Annotated in this window: 15 protein-coding genes and 1 tRNA gene; 8 read left to right on the top strand and 8 right to left on the bottom strand. The window is 66.6% G+C overall.

Translation table 11 applies throughout. The annotated features are described in order from the left end of the window. Positions 1-8: 8 nt before the first annotated feature. Complete coding sequence (locus tag LPB04_RS12470; protein ID WP_193684897.1) at positions 9-371, bottom strand: hypothetical protein; 363 nt, start codon at positions 369-371, stop codon at positions 9-11. 198 nt (positions 372-569) lie between these two features. Further along, positions 570-860: a KGG domain-containing protein gene (locus LPB04_RS12465; protein ID WP_056333040.1), complete on the bottom strand. Its 291-nt coding sequence runs from the start codon at positions 858-860 to the stop codon at positions 570-572. Between the two features lie 345 nt (positions 861-1,205). On the opposite strand from LPB04_RS12465, the gene LPB04_RS12460 reads away from it, so the two are divergent. The 8 genes from LPB04_RS12460 to LPB04_RS12425 all read left to right on the top strand — a co-directional run bounded on the left by LPB04_RS12460 (position 1,206) and on the right by LPB04_RS12425 (position 10,068). Continuing rightward, positions 1,206-2,081, top strand: coding sequence for a hypothetical protein (locus LPB04_RS12460; protein WP_193684896.1), 876 nt, complete (start codon positions 1,206-1,208; stop codon positions 2,079-2,081). A 341-nt stretch (positions 2,082-2,422) separates the two neighbouring features. Next, the gene (locus LPB04_RS12455; protein WP_193684895.1) at positions 2,423-4,198 is read left to right on the top strand and encodes an ABCB family ABC transporter ATP-binding protein/permease; all 1,776 of its coding nucleotides are present in this window, start codon (positions 2,423-2,425) and stop codon (positions 4,196-4,198) included. Between the two features lie 46 nt (positions 4,199-4,244). Further along, on the top strand, positions 4,245-5,264 hold the full coding sequence (locus LPB04_RS12450; protein ID WP_193684894.1) for a glycosyltransferase family 2 protein: 1,020 nt from the start codon (positions 4,245-4,247) through the stop codon (positions 5,262-5,264). Between the two features lie 7 nt (positions 5,265-5,271). Continuing rightward, the gene (locus LPB04_RS12445; RefSeq protein WP_193684893.1) at positions 5,272-6,240 is read left to right on the top strand and encodes a glycosyltransferase family 4 protein; all 969 of its coding nucleotides are present in this window, start codon (positions 5,272-5,274) and stop codon (positions 6,238-6,240) included. After that, positions 6,237-7,574: a glycosyltransferase gene (locus tag LPB04_RS12440; RefSeq protein ID WP_193684892.1), complete on the top strand. Its 1,338-nt coding sequence runs from the start codon at positions 6,237-6,239 to the stop codon at positions 7,572-7,574. The genes LPB04_RS12445 and LPB04_RS12440 overlap by 4 nt, the downstream gene beginning before the upstream one ends. Beyond that, a complete protein-coding gene (locus LPB04_RS12435; protein WP_193684891.1) occupies positions 7,571-8,398 on the top strand; it encodes an SDR family oxidoreductase in 828 nt (275 codons plus the stop codon). The genes LPB04_RS12440 and LPB04_RS12435 overlap by 4 nt, the downstream gene beginning before the upstream one ends. 1 nt (position 8,399) lies before the next feature. Beyond that, complete coding sequence (locus LPB04_RS12430) at positions 8,400-8,963, top strand: D-glycero-alpha-D-manno-heptose-1,7-bisphosphate 7-phosphatase (protein WP_193684890.1); 564 nt, start codon at positions 8,400-8,402, stop codon at positions 8,961-8,963. Continuing rightward, a complete protein-coding gene (locus LPB04_RS12425) occupies positions 8,956-10,068 on the top strand; it encodes a glycosyltransferase family 9 protein (RefSeq protein ID WP_193684889.1) in 1,113 nt (370 codons plus the stop codon). The genes LPB04_RS12430 and LPB04_RS12425 overlap by 8 nt, the downstream gene beginning before the upstream one ends. Positions 10,069-10,118: 50 nt before the next feature. Here LPB04_RS12425 and LPB04_RS12420 read toward each other — a convergent pair. The 6 genes from LPB04_RS12420 to LPB04_RS12395 form a co-directional block, all read right to left on the bottom strand. Continuing rightward, positions 10,119-10,195, bottom strand: a tRNA-Pro gene (locus LPB04_RS12420). A gap of 98 nt (positions 10,196-10,293) precedes the next feature. Beyond that, positions 10,294-12,180 (bottom strand): MFS transporter, encoded by a 1,887-nt coding sequence (locus LPB04_RS12415; protein ID WP_193684888.1) that lies wholly within the window; start codon positions 12,178-12,180, stop codon positions 10,294-10,296. 176 nt (positions 12,181-12,356) lie between these two features. Next, positions 12,357-13,397 (bottom strand): AbrB family transcriptional regulator, encoded by a 1,041-nt coding sequence (locus LPB04_RS12410; protein WP_227496391.1) that lies wholly within the window; start codon positions 13,395-13,397, stop codon positions 12,357-12,359. A gap of 2 nt (positions 13,398-13,399) precedes the next feature. Then, positions 13,400-14,464, bottom strand: a complete 1,065-nt coding sequence (locus LPB04_RS12405; protein WP_193684886.1) for an ABC transporter ATP-binding protein — start codon at positions 14,462-14,464, stop codon at positions 13,400-13,402. 32 nt (positions 14,465-14,496) lie between these two features. Continuing rightward, complete coding sequence (locus tag LPB04_RS12400; protein ID WP_193684885.1) at positions 14,497-16,311, bottom strand: ABC transporter permease; 1,815 nt, start codon at positions 16,309-16,311, stop codon at positions 14,497-14,499. A gap of 81 nt (positions 16,312-16,392) precedes the next feature. Further along, positions 16,393-17,493 (bottom strand): ABC transporter substrate-binding protein, encoded by a 1,101-nt coding sequence (locus tag LPB04_RS12395; protein ID WP_193684884.1) that lies wholly within the window; start codon positions 17,491-17,493, stop codon positions 16,393-16,395. Positions 17,494-17,516: the final 23 nt, after the last annotated feature.

Genomic DNA, 17,516 nt, shown 5'->3' with positions numbered 1-17,516 from the left:
GGCGCCGCTTACGCGTCGAGGTCGATCAGCTCGCGGCTGTACATGCCCATGATCTGGCGCATCAGCTCGACGTTGCTGCGGTTGAGGACGAGCACCAGGTTCGGCGTCCGGTCGAGGTTGAACGCCATGCGCAGCTTGCCCGGCAGTTCGCGGCAATTGAGCGTCAAGGCGCGCGGATTGTTCGGATTATGCCAGTCCTGCTGGGTGATTTCGGGCGGCGCCGGTGGCGCTTGCAGGTTCGGATCCTGGTTGACCGGCATATGTTTCAGCAGCCAGAAGACGATCGAGGCCGGGATATGCAGGCAGATATCGCCGGCGCCTTGCGTGGAGAACTTGGCGAGCAGCGAATTGCCGACGCGATCGCACGACATGGACATGCTCTTGACTTCACGAATGACCGCTTCTTTCACGACGGGATTCCTCTGGATAGTTAAAAAGGCGCAGCGATTCTACCCCATCCATGTGTGGCTTTGGCAAGAAAACGGGGAGCTTGACGCTCCCCGTGCATATTCGTCCTGACGTCCCGTGCCGGCCACCACCGGCAGCCGGCACGGCGTCGTGGTCTGGCCTTACTCTTTCGAGCTGCGGCCGCCGCTCTTCGAGGAGCTGCGCGAGCTGCTGCCCGAACCGGCGCTTGCCGATTGACGGTTGCCGTGGCTCATGCTGCCGGCGCGGCGTGCTTCCTCGGAGGTGAATTCGTGCGCAGTGCCTTTCTGATGGGCTGCCTTGCCGCCCTGGCTGGCGATTTCGCGCTGGCGCTGTGGATCCATCGATGCGAAACCGCGATTACGGGTGCCGCCAGCACTCTGGCTGTTGGACTGGTTACCGCCTTGCTTGTTGCCTTGGTTACTCGAAGCCATGATCGTGTTCTCCCTGTTCACTTATAAAACCGCCGCGTCCTGCGGCAGGCTTAACCCTCGCCCATCAATTGACGCCGATGAGCGAATGTCGAATTCATAGTAGGCATGCGAATTAGATGAGGGTATAGGACATTTTCAGATGACTTTGTAGGACTACAGGCGACAGAAAATGCACTTACGAAATAGCGTGCTTTTGATCACTTTCCCCATCAGTTATTGTCCTACACACTACCGATGCGTCTTCCTATACTGGAACCGTGCGGAGGCGCGCATGATGGCAGGATAGTCAGCGTCGGCAGGCACCTGTCTGACGCGCCAGGCCAGCAAAATTTGAAAGGAAAAGACATGGATGCGAATCAACGCAGCGAAATGAACAACCAGACGAATAACGGCGGCAACGAGAAGTGGAACAAGAATGCCAAGGGCAAGACCTCGCCCGACGCGCCGCTCGACCATACCTACCCGCAAGGCGCCGCGCAGCAGCAGGGGCGCCAGGGCGTCGACCAGATGAGCACCCAGCAAAGCGGCATGGGTCCGGGACAATTTGCTGAAGACAGCAGCCGCTGGGATTTGCCGGGCGGCTCGATGCAAACCCAGCAGAGCGGCGGCAGCGGCCCGCAGCAGGGCATCACCGACAGCCACCAGCGCCAGATGGAACAGCACTCCGCCGCCTGGGGCGAACTGGAGCAGCCGGTGGGACGCCGTCCGCTTGATTCCGGCACCTCCCTCCTCCATCACGAAGGCCAGCATGCGGGCAACACCCAGGCAGCCGCACGCATGAATCCGCAGGATCCGCGCCAGCCCGAACTGCAGGGCGGCTCGCTCGGCCACCATCATGGCGTGGGGCAATCGATGCAATCGAGCGGGGGCGGACAGAACAGCCAGCGCGCCTCGGGACAATCCGGCTCGCAGGGAGCACAGCAAAGCACCGACCGCGCCGGCTCGCAAACCGGCGAAAACGGTCGTGAGGCGGGCACCGAAGATCCCACCGGAACGCACCAGTCGAACGACACCATCGGCGGTCTCCCGCGCAGCCCGGGCAACTCGGGGCCGACGAGCGAAAACCCGGGCTGGAAGCCGGGCGGCAGCATGAATCAGGACCCGAACGGCGTGCACGAATCGAACGACGCCGCCGGCGGCTATCCGAAGAGCCCGGCCGGCGCAAACCGCCTGGCGGGCGACCGCAAGATGGACGACGACACCGGTTTCTCGCGCGGCTGAGCGCTTTTGTCGGACTAGTCGAAGCAGTCCCGGCGGTGCGCCACGACCGCCGGGCATTCGCACGCCTGCGCCATGCAGGCATCTTTTTGGGCCGCCCGGCCTGCCGACAGCATCTTCGCCGCCAAGTCGGCTATAAGACCATTCCTACAAATACTGAGCAATACTTTGCAAAGTTTTCCGGCCAGCGGGAGGACCTGCGTCCTGCCCTCTCATCCTTGGCAGACCGGGGCCACGCCGGGGTCCCAGAAATAACGCGACCGTATTTGACCCATCACAGCAATCCCGCCTGACCCGAATCCTGCCACGCCGGTCCAACACCGGAGGTCTTCGGGGACTGGACGATGGAAGCTGTGGACGACACGACAAGTCAGACGCGAATCGGCGCCGAGCTGTGGCAGGTGCTTGCCCGCCATCGCTGGCGCACCGTCGCCGCCGTCGTCCTGCTGCTGGTGGCCAAGCTGGCCACCGTGGCCGTGCCGCTACTGCTCAAGCGCATCATCGACGCCTTCTCGGGCAGCACCCTGCCGGCGCGCCTGCCGCTCTACCTTCTCATTGGCTACGCCCTGCTGCGCTTTTCCTCGACCCTGTTCAACGAATGGCGCGACCTGCTGTTCGTGCGGGTCACCCTGACGGCGGTCTCGGCCTATGCGCAAAAGACCTTTGCCCACCTGCATGCGCTCGGGCCGCGTTTTCACGCCCAACGAAAACTCGGCAGCCTGTTGCCCGACATCGACCGCGGCACCAGCGGCATCGCCTTCCTGCTGGGGGTCGGCCTGTTCACCATCGTGCCGACCATGGTCGAGATCGGCCTGGTGCTGGCCATCATGCTCAACCGCTACGAGGTGGGGTTTGCCGCCATCATCCTGGTGACCTTCCTCGTCTACGCCGGCTTTACCCTGGTGTTCACCGCGCGTCGCGTGGTCTACCAGCGCCGCGTCAACAAGCTCGACTCGCGCGCCAAGGGCCAGCTGGCCGACAGCCTGATCAACTACGACACCGTCAAGTACTTCACCAACGAAGCCTTCGAGGCGCACCGCTTCTCCATCATCATGGACGACTGGCGCGCGGCCGGCGCGGCCAACCAGCGCGCGCTGTTCACGCTGCACGTCGGCCAGAGTGCCCTCATCGCACTGGGCGTGGCCGCCATCATGGTGTTGGCCGGCCAGGCCGTCATGGCGCGCCGCATGAGCGTGGGCGACCTGGTGCTGATCAATGCCTATGCCCTGCAGGTCTGCCTGCCCCTGAACGCCCTCGGCTTCGTTTACCGCGAGGCGCGCGACGCCTGGGTCAATGCCGAGCGCCTGTTCGCGCTGCTGCGCGAGCGTCCCGAAATCCGCGATCCGCCCGATGCGCCGGCGCTGCGCGTCGGCGCGGGCGACATCGTGTTCGAGCATGTCCACTTCCATTACGACCCCGGGCGGCCGGTGCTCGTCGACGTCAACCTGCATATCGCCGCCGGGACCACGGTGGCCGTGGTCGGGCGCAGCGGCTCGGGCAAGTCGACCCTGGCGCGCCTGCTGCTGCGCTATTACGACCCGGGAAGCGGGCGCATCCTCATCGACGGCCAGGATATCCGGCAAGTCGCCGCCGCCAGCGTGCGCGCGGCGATCGGCGTCGTGCCGCAGGACACGGCCCTGTTCAACGACACGATCGGCAGCAATATCGCCTACGGCCGGCTCGGCAGTACCCATGGCGAGGTAGTCGCCGCCTGCCGCGCCGCCCAGCTGCACGAACTGATCGCGGCCCTGCCCCTGAAGTACGAGACGCCGGTGGGCGAACGGGGCGTGAACATCTCCGGCGGCGAGAAGCAGCGCATCGCGATCGCGCGCGCCATCCTCAAGGATCCGCCGATCCTGATTTTCGACGAAGCAACGTCGGCCCTTGATTCAGATTCAGAGCACGCCATCACGCAGGAACTCGACCGTTTGTCGCGCAATCGAACCACTCTCATCATCGCGCACCGCCTCTCGACGGTCGTCAACGCCCACCTGATCGTGGTCATGGACCGGGGCCGCATCGTCGAGCAGGGCAGCCATGCCGAGCTGTTGCGGCGGCGGGGCATGTATGCGCGGCTGTGGCTGTTGCAGCAGCGGATGGACAAGGAAACGCCTCATTAATATTGGAACCGAGACTGGAACCGAGCGGAACTGAGCGGAGCGGATCATGCCAGGAAGGGAGTCAACGACAGCCAGCAGCGCGATCCTCATCTCGGTCGTGGTGCCCACCTGCGGGCGCATGGACTTGCTCGACCGCTGCCTCGACGCGCTCACCCGCCAGAGCCTGCCCGGCACGGCCTTCGAGGTCATCGTCGTCGACGACGAGCCCAGCCATAATACCCTGCACCTGGTGGCCGGCTGGCGCGCACGTACCCTCGAGCGCGGCCCGCGGCTGGTCTACCTGCCCAATTCCAACACGCACGGCCCGGCCGCCGCACGCAATCTCGGCTGGCGCAGCGCCCGGGCGCCGATCATCGCCTTTACCGGCGAGGACACCGTACCCTCGTGCTCCTGGCTGGCGCAGGGCCTGGCCGCCTTCGGCGACGAGGTCGACGTGCTGTGCGGCCGGCTGGACTTTTCCCCACGTGCGCCCCTGCCCGGGCGCGAGACCGAGGCCCAGCGCGCCGCGCGCCACGCCGCCATCGACGCCTTCTGCGTCGCCAACTGCTTTTGCCGCAAACAGCTGCTCGAGTCGCTCGACGGCTTCGACGAACGCTTCGAGCAGGCCGGCCATTGCGACGCCGACCTCCACTTCCGCCTGCTGGCGCTGGGCGCGCGCATCGTCAGCGTGCCCGAGGCGCTGGTGGTGCAGCCGGTGCTCCCGGCGCCCTGGGGCGCCAGCCTGGGCCGCACACGCGAGGCCGTGTTCGACGCCCTGCTCTACAAGAAGCACCCGCGGCTGTACCGCGAACGCATCGCGGCCACGCCGCCCTGGGACCATTATTTCGCCGTGGCCGCGCTCGTCGTCGCGTTCGGCGCCCTGCTCGCCGGCGCGGGCACCCTCGCACTCCTTGCCGGCCTGGCCTGGCTGGCGCTCACGACGCGGCTGTGCCTGCAGCGCCTGCGCGGCACGGCCCACACCGCGTCGCACATCGCCGACGTCGTCCTCACCTCGGCCCTGATACCGCCCTTGTCCGTGTTCTGGCGCCTGGCCGGGGCCATCCGCTACCGCGTCCGTTTCACCTGAGGCTCACATGCGCCGACTCAAGATCCTGACCTGGCATACCCACGGCAGCTACCTGTACTACCTGTCGCAGGTGCCGCACGACTTCTTCGTCGTCTGCAAGCCCGGCCGCCCGCCCGGCTATGGCGGGCGCGCCGGCCACTTTCCCTGGGGCGACAACGTGCACGACCTGCCGGTCGAGGCGGCGCACGCGCAGGAATTCGACTGCATCCTGTTCCAGGACGACCATCAATGGGAAGAAGACCAGTTCCTCTTCCTCACGGCCGCCCAGCGCGCCCTGCCGCGCATCTACCTCGAGCACGATCCGCCGCGCGCCCACCCCACCGATACGCCCCACCTGGTCGACGATCCGAACGTGCTGCTGGTGCACGTCACGCCCTTCAACGCGCTGATGTGGGACAACCGACGCACGCCCACGCGCGTGATCGAGCACGGCGTGCTGGTCCCCGAGTCGGTGCGCTACCTCGGCGCCCTCGAACGCGGCCTGGTCATCAGCAACCACCTCGGCCGGCGCGGCCGGCGCATGGGGCCCGACCTGTTCCTGCAGGCGCGCAGCCAGCTGCCGCTCGACCTGGTCGGCATGGCGGCCGAAGAGCTGGACGGCATCGGCGAAGTGCAGCATGCGCAGCTGCCGGGATTTGCCGCGCGCTACCGCTTCCTGTTCAGTCCGATCCGTTACTCCAGCCTGGGCCTCGCCGTCATCGAAGCGATGATGGTCGGCATGCCGGTGGTGGCGCTCGCCACGGCCGAGATGGCAACCGTGATCGACGATGGCGCCAACGGTTTCATCGACACCCGCGTCGAGCGCCTGTTCGACTGCATGCGCGAGCTGCTGCGCAGCCCCTCGCTGGCGCGCGACCTGGGCCAGGCCGCGCGGCGCCGTGCCCAGGAGCGCTTTTCGATCGAGCGCTTCAGCGCCGACTGGGACGCCGCCTTCCGCCACGTTACCGGTACCGCGGGCGGCGGGAGCGTCCCATGAAGTTGAACGAAGAGCCCGCAGGCACAAACGTCAGCACCCCGGCCGGCACCCCGCCGGGACGCATCGCCCTCATCAGCGAGCACGCTTCGCCGCTCGCCGCGCCGGGCAGCGTCGACTGCGGCGGCCAGAACGTCTATGTGGCCAACCTGGCGCGCGAACTGGCGCTGGCAGGCGCCCGCGTCGACGTGTTCACGCGGCGCGACGCGCCCGGCCAGAATCAGGCGGTGGAACTGTGCGACAAGGTCCGCGTGATCCACGTGCCGGCCGGTCCCGCGCACTATGTGCCGAAGGAGCAGCTGCTGCGCTACATGCCCCATTTCGCCCGCTTCGTGACCCGCTTCGCGCGGCGCCAACCGCAAGCCTACGACATCGCCCACGCGAACTTTTTCATGTCGGGCATGGTCGCCCAGCAGCTCAAGCTCGCGCTCGGCATTCCGTATGTGATCACCTTCCATGCGCTGGGACAGGTGCGCCGCCTGGCCCAGGGCGCGCTCGATGCCTTCCCGCCCGAGCGTACCCGGATCGAGACGGCCCTGATGCGCCAGGCCGACCGCATCATTGCCGAATGCGCACAGGACCGGCTCGACATGGAACAGCTCTACGGGGCCGCGCCCGGCCGGATCACGGTCGCGCCCTGCGGCTTCGATCCCGGCGAGCTGTGGCGGATCCCGCGCGCGGCGGCACGGGCACGCCTTGACCTGGCACCAGGGCGGTTCATCGTGCTCCAGCTCGGGCGCATGGTGCCGCGCAAAGGCGTCGACACCGTGATCCAGGGCCTCGCATTGCTGCGCGAACGGCATGCGGTCGATGCCGAATTGCTCGTCGTCGGCGGCGGCCAGGCGGGCCCCGAGGGCGGCGAAGACCCGGAGCTTGGCCGGCTGCGTGCGCTTGCGCACCAGCTCGGCGTCAGGGACCACGTGCGCTTCGTCGGCCAGCAGCCGCGCGCGGCCCTGCGCCTGTGGTACGGCGCCGCCGACGTCTTCGTCACCACCCCCTGGTATGAGCCCTTCGGCATCACCCCGGTCGAAGCAATGGCCTGCGCCCGTCCCGTGATCGGTTCCGAAGTGGGCGGCATCAAGAGCACCGTGGTCGACGGCCTGACCGGCTTCCTGGTTCCCTCGCGCGACCCGCGGGCGCTGGCCGAGCGCCTGGCCATGCTGCACGCCGATCCGGAACGGGCGACGCGCATGGGCGAGGCGGGCCTGCAGCGTGCGTATCGCCACTACACCTGGCGCGCCGTCGCGCAGCAGGCCGCCGCCGTGTATGCGGCAGTACTCGACGAAGTCCGGAGCAACACCGCGTCCGGCATCACCTCTCTCCAGGAGCGAACATGAACCCGTCGCACGATCCACAGCAGAAGGCGCAGCAGAAGGCTCAGCAAGAAGCACAGCAGGCGCAGGGAGCGCCGCAGGTGCGGACAGCGCAGGACGGCAGCACCGGCCTGCGCGGCAAGACCGTCTTCATCACGGGCGCCGCCAGCGGGCTCGGTGCCGCGCTGGCCGAGGTGCTCGCACATGCCGGGGCCGACATCGTCGCCACCGACATCCGCACGGGCGCGCTCGAACCGGCCGCCGCGCGGCTGCGCGCCGGCGGTACGCGCGTGCACACCATCGGCTTCGACGTCGCCGATCCGGATCAGGCGCGGCATGCCGTCGCCGAGGCGGTCGAGGCCATGGGCCGGCTCGATGTCCTGATCAACAACGCCGGTACCGACGTCACCGCGCCGATCGACGAGCTGCGCGAGGAAGACTGGCTGCGCGTCATCGGCACCAACCTGAACGGCCCCTTCCTGCTGTCCAGGCAGGCGGCCGCGCACATGCGCCAGGCGGGCGGCGGCCACATCGTGAACGTGACCTCGACAGCGGCCAAGCGCGCCTGGCCGAACGCGGCGGCCTACCACGCCAGCAAATGGGGCCTGCTCGGCCTGTCGCATGCGCTGCATGCGGAACTGCGCGCGCACGGCATCCGGGTCACCGCCGTGGTGGCCGGCGGCATGCGCACGCCCTTCCTGCTCGACCGTTTTCCCGAACTCGATCCGTCCGCCCTGCAGGACCCGCTGACCGTGGCCGAGGCCATCCGCTCGGTGCTGCTCATGCCGCGCGAGACCGTCATCGCCGAACTGACCGTGCTGCCGATGCGCGAAACGTCCTGGCCCTGACATGAAAGCGATCTTTCTCGACAAGGACGGCACGCTGGTCGACAACGTGCCCTACAACGTGGAACCGCGCCGCATCCGGCTCAGCAGCGGAGCCGGCCCTGCCCTGCGCCTGCTCGCCCGGCTCGACTATCGCTTTTTCGTCGTCAGCAACCAGGGAGGCATTGCCCTGGGGCGCTTCCCGGAAGACGCAATGGGTCTGGTGTCCGACCGCCTGGCCGACCTGCTGTTTCGCGAAAACCTCAGCCTCGACGGCTTTTATTACTGCCCACACGATCCGCGCGGCACGATCGCGCCCTATTCCATCGCCTGCCATTGCCGCAAGCCCCTCCCCGGCCTGCTGCTCAAGGCGGCCGCCGAGCACGGCATCGACCTGCGCGCTTCCTGGATGATCGGCGACATCCTGCACGATGTCGAGGCGGGCAACCGCGCCGGCTGCCGCACCGTCCTGCTCGACAACGGCAACGAAACCGAATGGCGGCTCGGACCGCGCCGCATCCCCACCCGCATGGCGCCCGACCTGTACGCGGCCGCCGTCCTGATCGCCGGCCACGACGACCATGCTTAGGTCCAACACTAAACACTGGAACGACGCGGCCCACCTGCTGTGCGTGCGGCTCGATTCGCTCGGCGACGTGCTGATGTGCACGCCGGCGATGCGCGCCCTGCGCGCGCAATGCCCCGAGCGGCGGCTGACCCTGCTGACTTCGCCGGCCGGTGCCGCGCTTGGCCCGCACCTGCCGGACGTCGACGCCGTGCTCGCCTATGAAGCGCCTTGGATGAAGAGCAGCGCGGCCGATCCGCCGGCGCTGCACCTCGACTGGATCGCCCGGCTGGCCGCGCACCGCTTCGACGGCGCCGTCATTTTTACCTGCTACAGCCAGAGCGCCCTGCCCGCGGCCCTGCTGTGCCAGCTGGCCGGGATTCCCCTGCGCGCGGCCTATTGCCGCGAAAAGCCCTACCAGCTGCTGACCGACTGGATCGCCGACCCCGAACCGGGCGCCATGATGCGCCATGAGGTGCAGCGCCAGCTCGACCTGGTGCGCCACCTCGGCGCCGAGATCGCGGACGAACGGCTGTCCTTCCTTCCCACTGCGCAGGACACGGCTGCCGTGCGTGAGCGCCTGCGCCTGGCCGGCATCGATCCGGGAGAGCGCTGGCTGGCGCTGCATCCCGGCGCCAGCGCCCCGGCAAGGCGCTATCCGCAGCGTCACTGGAAGACCCTGATCCAGAACTTAAGCGAGCGCATCGGCTGTCCGCTGGTGCTGACCGGCGGCGCCCATGAAATGGCGCTGATCGACGCCATCGGCGTCCCGCCCGGCGCCCGCGTCCTGTCGCTGGCGGGCCAGCTCGGCATCGGCGAACTGGGCGCCCTGCTGGCGCAGGCTTCGCTCGTGGTCAGCAACAACACGGGCCCTGCTCACATCGCGGCCGCGGTCGGCACGCCGGTGGTCGACCTGTATGCGCTGACCAATTTGCAGCACACACCCTGGCGCGTGCCCAGCCGCGTGCTGAACCACGACGTCGCCTGCCGCAACTGCCACCGCAGCGTCTGTCCCGAAGGGCATCACGATTGCATGGAAAAACTGGCGCCGAGCGAGGTGGCCGATGCGGTCTGCAGCCTGCTCAGGCAGACCGAGAAATACAGGAACAGGGAGCTGGCGCCAGGGTAACCAAAACGAAAAAGGCCAGTCCGAAGACTGGCCTTTCCGATTGATTCTCTTGGTCGGGGCGAGAGGATTCGAACCTCCGACCCCGTGCACCCCATGCACGTACGCTACCAGGCTGCGCTACGCCCCGACTTAGCCCGCAATTATACCCGAGCCAGAAATTTTGTCAGGTTTTTGTGATGCCAATAGCAAGTTTCCGGCCTGCGCAGGATCCGGATCAAATGGTCCCTATTTCCACTCCCCGCGCAGCACCCGGACCTGCTCGTACAGGTATTCCGGCGTCGCTTCCTGCGGCGCCACCGGCACGCCGACAGCCAGGGCCAGTTTCGAACGCCAGCCGCGCGCGAAGGAGCGCTCGAACAGGTTGCCCGGATCGCGGGTGAACACGCTGCCCCAGAGTCCGCGCAGGGCCATCGGAATCACCGGCACCTTGCTGCGCTCGACGATTTTCGCGACCCCGCCGCGGAATTCGTTGATCTCGCCGGTCGAGGTCAGCTTACCTTCGGGGAAGATGCAGACCAGGTCGCCCTGGTGCAGGGCCTCGGCGATGTCGATGAAGGCGCGCTCCATCAGGAAGGGGTCTTCCTTGGCCGGGGCGATCGGGATCGCCTTCGCGGTACGGAAGATCCAGCCCAGCAGCGGCATGTTAAAGATGCGGTGGTCCATCACGAAGCGGATCGGGCGCGGGCTGGCGGCGCCGATGACGATGGCGTCGACATAGCTGACGTGGTTGCAGACCAGCACCGCCGGCCCCTCGTCGGGGATGCGCTCGACGTCGACGGTGGCCACGCGGTGGATCGTGTGGATCAGGAGCCAGGCCAGGAAGCGCATCAGGAATTCAGGCACCAGCGAGAAGATGTAGATGGCGACCAGCGCGTTCAGCAGGGCCGTGACGAGGAACATTTGCGGAATCGAGAAGCCCTGCCCCAGCAGGACGATCGCCACGCCGGCGGCCGCGACCATGAACAGCGCGTTCAGGATGTTCATGCCGGCAATCGTGCGCGAAACGTGTTTCGGGTCGCAGCGGGTCTGGATCAGCGCAAACAGCGGCACGATGAAAAAGCCGCCGAACACGCCGATCAGCACCAGGTCGGCCAGGATGCGCAGGCTGCCGGGCAGCGCCAGCAGCGCAAAGGCATCGACGGTCGCCGTATTCGTGTAGGCCAGGCTGGCGAAATACAGGTCGATGCCGAACAGCGACAGGCCGATCGAACCGAAGGGCACGAGGCCGATCTCGACCTTGCGTCCGGAGAGCTTTTCGCACAGCAGTGAACCGATGCCGATGCCCAGCGAAAACACGGTCAGCAGCAGCACGAAGACGCTGTGGTCGCCGTGCAGGTAATCCTTGGCATACACGGGAAACTGCGACAGCACCAGGGCGCCGTAGAACCAGAACCACGAATTGCCGAGCATCGACAGGAATACCGTGCGGTTCTGGCTCGAGAAGCGCAGGTTGCGCACCGATTCGGTAAGGAAATTATGGTTGATCTTCAGTTCCGGCGCGGGCGCCGGGGACGCCGGGATGCGCCAGCTGGCCGCCAGGCCCAGCAGCGCCATCAGCAGGCTGGCGCCCGCGACAAGTTCGATGCCGAAGGGTTTGTGGGCGACCAGCAGGGCGCCGGCCACCTCTCCCAGCAGGATGCCCACGAACGTACCCATCTCGATCACGCCATTGCCGCCGACCAGTTCCTCCGGTTTCAGGTGCTGCGGCAGGTAGGCGTATTTCACCGGCCCGAACAGGGTCGAATGCACGCCCATGCCGACCACGGCCGCGATCAGCAGCCACAGGGTATGCGTCATCCAGCCGAGGCAGGCGACCAGCATGATGCCGACCTCTAGCAGCTTGACGAAGCGCGCCAGTTTCCCCTTCTCGACCTTGTCTGCGATCTGGCCGGCGGTGGCGGAAAACAGCACATAGGGCAGGATGAACAGGCCGGGAATCAGGTTGTTCAGCAGGCCCGGTGCGATCGTGGTCCAGGACAGCGCGTCATAGGTCAGGGCCACCAGCAAGGCGGTCTTGAACAGGTTGTCGTTGAAGGCGCCGAGGAACTGGGTCCAGAAGAACGGCGCAAACCGGCGTTGCGACAACAGGGAAAATTGGCTCGATTGGCTCATGCAAGGTCTCGTTAAGCAGGCGGTGGTGCCAGGCGGTATGTAATCTACAACACCCGGCCGGGCTTGGATATAGCTATTTACCGAGAAGCAATACAGTAGCGATACTAGCCTTCCAGGTATCGCCAGGCGATGCCGTCAGGCCAGCGTATCGAGTCTTTTTGATGTCGAGCAAGTGCTTAGCGCAGGCGGTCAAACAGGCGGAACAAGGGCCCGATCGCCAGCACCACCGTCACCATGCGCGTGACGTGGAAGGCGGTAACGATCGGCACGCCCAGGTGCAGCACGCGTGCGGTAAGCGACATCTCGGCGATCCCGCCCGGGGAAGACGCGAGGATGGCGGTACCGGGATGGATGCCGGCCAGCTGTGCCAGCGCCAGCGCGAAGCCCGCCGCCAGCAGCAGCATGACGACGGTACAGGCGGCGACGCTGGCCAGGTAGCGCGGCGCGGTGTGGACGAAGGTCCGGGTGAAGCGGGTGCCGAGCGACACGCCGATCAGCAGCTGGCCGCCACGGACCATCCATTCGGGAAGGCGCGACAACTGGATGCCGGAGGCGGTCAACATCATCGCCAGCATCAACGGGCCGATCACCCAGGCGTTCGGTATGCCGAGGCGTTTCAGCAGCAGCGCGCCGATGCTGGTCAGCAGCACCAGCACGGCCAGCCCAGGATAGCTGACCACACTCGCAAGGGGCACGAACAGGTCGTGGCCAGGAGCGTTGCCATGGGTGCTCCACCAGCGCAGCGCGAAGGGAATGGTAACGACCACCATCATGATGCGCAGGCTATGCGCGGCGGCGACGCGGTCGACCAGTGCGCCGTGGCGTTCGCCCTGCACCGCCATTTCGGACGCGCCGCCGACGGCCATCGCGAAGAAGGCCGTGGTGCCGTCGGTGCCGGAGAGGCGCCGCAGCATCCAGCCGCCGGCCACGCCGAGCAGGATGGCAAAGGCCACGGCGAGCACGATCCAGCCCGCGTAACGGGCCAGCACCGCCAGCACCGGCGCGCTGAAATACAGGCCGAGCGTGGTGCCGATCGCCCACTGCCCGGCTTCGCGCGCCTGCACCGGGGCACCGAGGCGCGCGCCGAGCATGCAGGCACAAGCTGTCGAGAGCAGCGGCCCGATCATCCACGGCAGCGGCGTGTCGAGCCAGAGGCACAACTGCGCAGCCGCCAGCGCCAGCAGCAATGCCGGGCCGAAGCTGCGCCACACCTTCAAGGTCAGAATACCCAGAGCTTCTCCGGCGGCATCTCGAGCCAGTAGGCACCCGGATCGACGCGCTGGCGCGAGTAGGCGCGCACGCTGGTGTCGCCGGCCTTGAACAGGCATTCCCAGCGGTCGCCCAGGTACATGCTCGTCACCAGCGGCAGCTGCACGCCGTTGCCGACGCGCTCGCGGCTGATCTTGACGTCTTCCACCCGGATCAGGGTCGACACGTCGGTGCCGACGTTGGCGCCGCGCGCGCTGCCGTGCAGGTCGATGCCCTCGATCTTGAGCTCCACGCTCCCGCCGTTGCGCTTGATGACCTTGGCCGGCAGGCGGTTGTTACTGCCCATGAATTCGGCGGTGAACAGGGTGTCCGGCGTTTCGTACATGCTCTGCGGCGTGCCTTCCTGCTCGATCCTGCCGTTATTCAGAAGCAGGATGCGGTCGGCGATCGCCATCGCCTCGTTCTGGTCGTGGGTCACCATCAGCGCCGACAGGTTCAGGCGCAGGATCAGCTCGCGCAGGAAGACGCGCGCTTCCTCGCGCAGCTTGGCGTCCAGGTTCGAGAGCGGTTCGTCGAGCAGGATCACCGGCGGGTTGTAGACCAGGGCCCGGGCGATCGCCACGCGCTGCTGCTGGCCGCCCGACAGTTCGTGCGGGTAGCGCTTGCCGAGGTGGCCGAGGCCGAGCTGGGTCAGCACTTCGTTGACCTTGGCCTCGATCTCGGCCTTGCCGGTCTTGCGCAGCTTGAGGCCGTAGGCGACGTTGTCGAACACGGTCTTGTGCGGCCACAGCGCATAGGACTGGAACACCAGGCCCAGGTTGCGCTCTTCGGCCGGCTGCTCGTGGTTGCGGGCGCCATCGAACACGCGCCGTTCGCCGATGTCGATCGTGCCCTGGCGCGGGCTTTCCAGGCCGGCGACGGCACGCAGCAGCGTGGTCTTGCCGCTGCCCGAAGGGCCCAGCAGGGCCACCACTTCGCCGCGTTTCAGGTGCATCGACACCCCCTTCAGGATCGGGTTCGCGCTGGCGCCGCTGCCGTAGTCGAGGTGCAGGTCGTTGACGGTCAAAACGTTCATGGTCATGTCTCGTATATAGTTAATTTTACAACTTAATTGTGCAGCTTGACGCCGAAGCGCAGCGCAATGCCCAGGCCGATCGCGACCAGCGTGATGTTGATGAACGAGAGCGCCGCCACCAGGTCGGTCGAACCGCCGGCCCACAGCGACACCAGCATCGCGCCGATCACTTCGGTGCCCGGCGAGAGCAGGTACACGCCGGTCGAGTATTCGCGTTCGAAGATCAGGAACACCATCAGCCAGCCGCCCAGCACGCCGTACTTGATCAGCGGGAGCGTGACGTCGCGGGTGACGCGGCCGCGGCTGGCGCCGACGGCGCGTGCCGCTTCTTCCAGTTCCGGTCCGACCTGCAGCAGCGCGGTCGAGATCAGGCGCATGCCGTAGGCCAGCCAGACCACCGAGTAGGCCAGCCACAGCGCGAAGATCGTCGAGCGCAATGCGCGCAGTTGCGGAATCAGGTGTTCCGACAGCCAGGCGGCCACCGGGTTGTCCATCATGTGCAGCAGGCCGTCGAGCCAGCTCGGCACGAACAGGAAGACCCACAGGAAGGAGAGGCCGGCCAGCAGGCCCGGAATCGCACGCGGCACCAGCACGCTGTAGTCGAGCAGGCGGGTGATGCCGTCGGGCTTCCTGTGCATGGCCAGCGCGATGGCGGTGTAGCAGACCACGGCCAGCGCGCCGCCGATCACGCCGATCAGCACCGTATTCAGGATGCCGCGCATCAGCGAAGGCTGTTCCCAGATGTCGCGGAAGTGCTGCAGGGTCAGCACATCGGCCAGGTGCACGCCCTCGCCCCAGTACTGGACAAACGAGCGCAGCACGATGCCGGTCAGCGGCAGCACGACCGTGATCGCCACCCAGCTGGCCAGCAGCGCCAGCGCCAGCCACTTCCAGCGGCCCAGGGCCATCGGCTTCTGGCGTGCGCCCTTGCCCTTGATCGAGACGTATTTGTTGGCGGATTTGAGCAGGCGGCGCTGCAGCATCACCAGCGGCATCGTCACCGCCACCAGGCAGACGGCGACGGCGGCCATCAGGTGGTAGGAAGGCGTACCGAGTTTGTTGGTCAGCTTGTACAGGTAGGTCGGCAGCACCAGGTGGCCTTCCGGATCGCCCAGCACCAGCACCAGGCCGAACACCTCGAAGCCGAGGAAGAACACCAGCACGCCGGCATAGGCCAGGGCCGGCATGATCATCGGCAGCGAGACGTTGATCATCACCTGCAGCGGCGAGGCGCCCGAGACGCGCGCCGCTTCCTCGACGTCGGAACCCAGGCTCTTCAGGGCCGAGGAGGCGTAGAGATACACGTGCGGCACGTGGGTCAGGCCGGCGATGACGACGATGCTGGCGAAGGAATACACGTTCCAGGGCACGAAGCCGATCAGGTTTTTCATCCAGACCGAATAGAAGCCCACCGGTCCCATCGAGACCACGTAGCCGAAGCCCATCACCATCGGCGAGACGAAGATCGGCACCAGCAGCACCGGCGCGATCCAGCCGCGGCCCGGCAGGTCGGTGCGCACCATCAGGAAGGCGAGGATGCCGCCGAGGGGAACCGCGATCGCGGCCAGGCCGGCAGCCAGGATCAGGCCGTTGCGGAAGGCGACGACGAAGTCGGGATCGTCGAAGATGAAGCGGAACGCGTCCAGGCCCAGCGCTTTATCCGGCATGAAGAAAGGCGCGGTCAGGACGCTCTGGTAGAAAATGAGGAACAGCGGGACGAAGACGGCGATGACGGTCAGCGCGACGACCAGGCCGCGCGGCCAGTTCAGGCGCTTGCCGCGCGCGGCCGGCAATGCGGCGGCGCCGTCCGGGGTCGCTTGGGCGCCGGGCAGGGAGACAGTAGACATGGGAAGATCCGATCAGAGAAGAAACAGGCAAAGCAGAGAATCGGGGAGAAGACGGGCCTCGCGGCCCGCCCTCCCCTTGTATCACTTCTTGCCGGCGGTGTCCTTCCAGTTCTTCAGGAAGGCCATGCGCTTGGCAGGCTCCAGGTATTGCAACACCTGTGGACCGACCGGGATCGGCTTGATGTTCTTCTCGCCAACCTGTTCGATCAGTTCGGTCGAGGTGGTCTCGCCCTTGACGTCGCTGCGGATCGCGAACAGTTTCGAGTCGTTGGCGATGATGGTCTGGCCGCGCTGCGACAGCAGGTAATCCATCCACAGCTTGGCGGCGTTGACGTTCTTCGCGGTCTTGTTGATGAACTGGACGCGCGACATGATCAGCGTGTAGTCCTTCGGCAGCACCACGCCCAGCGACGGGTCGGTCTTGGCGCGTACCAGGGCGTAGGAGCCGAGCACGTTGTAGCCGATCAGGTTTTCACCCGACGAGATCCGCTCGAGCATGGTGCCGGTCGAGGACTGCACGCGCAGTTTCGCGGTGCCGAAGGCCTGCTGCAGGGCCGCGAAGTCCTTGTAGTCCTGTGCGTCCTGGGTCATGAACATGAAGCCGACGCCCGACTTCTCGATGTCGTAGCTGGTGACCTTGTCCTGGAACTTCGGCTGCACGATCAGCTTGGCGAATTCGGCGTGCGTCTTCGGCACTTCGGCCTCGCTCACCAGGCGCTTGTTGTAGACGATCGCGGCCGGCTCGAAGGTGGTGCCGTAGGCCATGTCCTTCCACACCGCCCAGCCCGGGATCTTGCCTGCTTCGACCGAGTGGTAAGGCAGCGCATAGCCGCCGGCGGCCAGCTTGATCTGCAGGTCCATCGCCGAGGACCACAGGACGTCGGCGGTACCGCCGCCGGCCGCCACTTCCGAGATGAAGCGGTTGTAGACTTCGGTCGAGTTCATGTCGTTGTACTCGACGGTGATGCCCGGGTACAGCGCGTTGAAGTCCTTGATCAGGGGCTGCGCGGCCTTGCTGTCGGTCGCGCCGTAGATCACCAGCTTGCCTTCTTTCTTGGCCGCGTCGACGATCTGCTTGTAGGCCGCCGGGTAACCGGCCGGCATCTGGGCCAGCGCCGGGATGGCGAAGCTGACGGTGGTTGCGGCGATGGCGGCGGCGATCAGGGTTTTCGTGGTTTTCATGTGTGTCTCCTTGGTGGTCTGGT

Origin of the sequence: Massilia litorea (assembly GCF_015101885.1) — a bacterium.
GTDB classification, from domain to species: domain Bacteria; phylum Pseudomonadota; class Gammaproteobacteria; order Burkholderiales; family Burkholderiaceae_D; genus Telluria; species Telluria litorea.
Note: the sequence above shows the minus strand (reverse complement) of the source record. Positions and strands in the feature narration are given on the sequence as shown.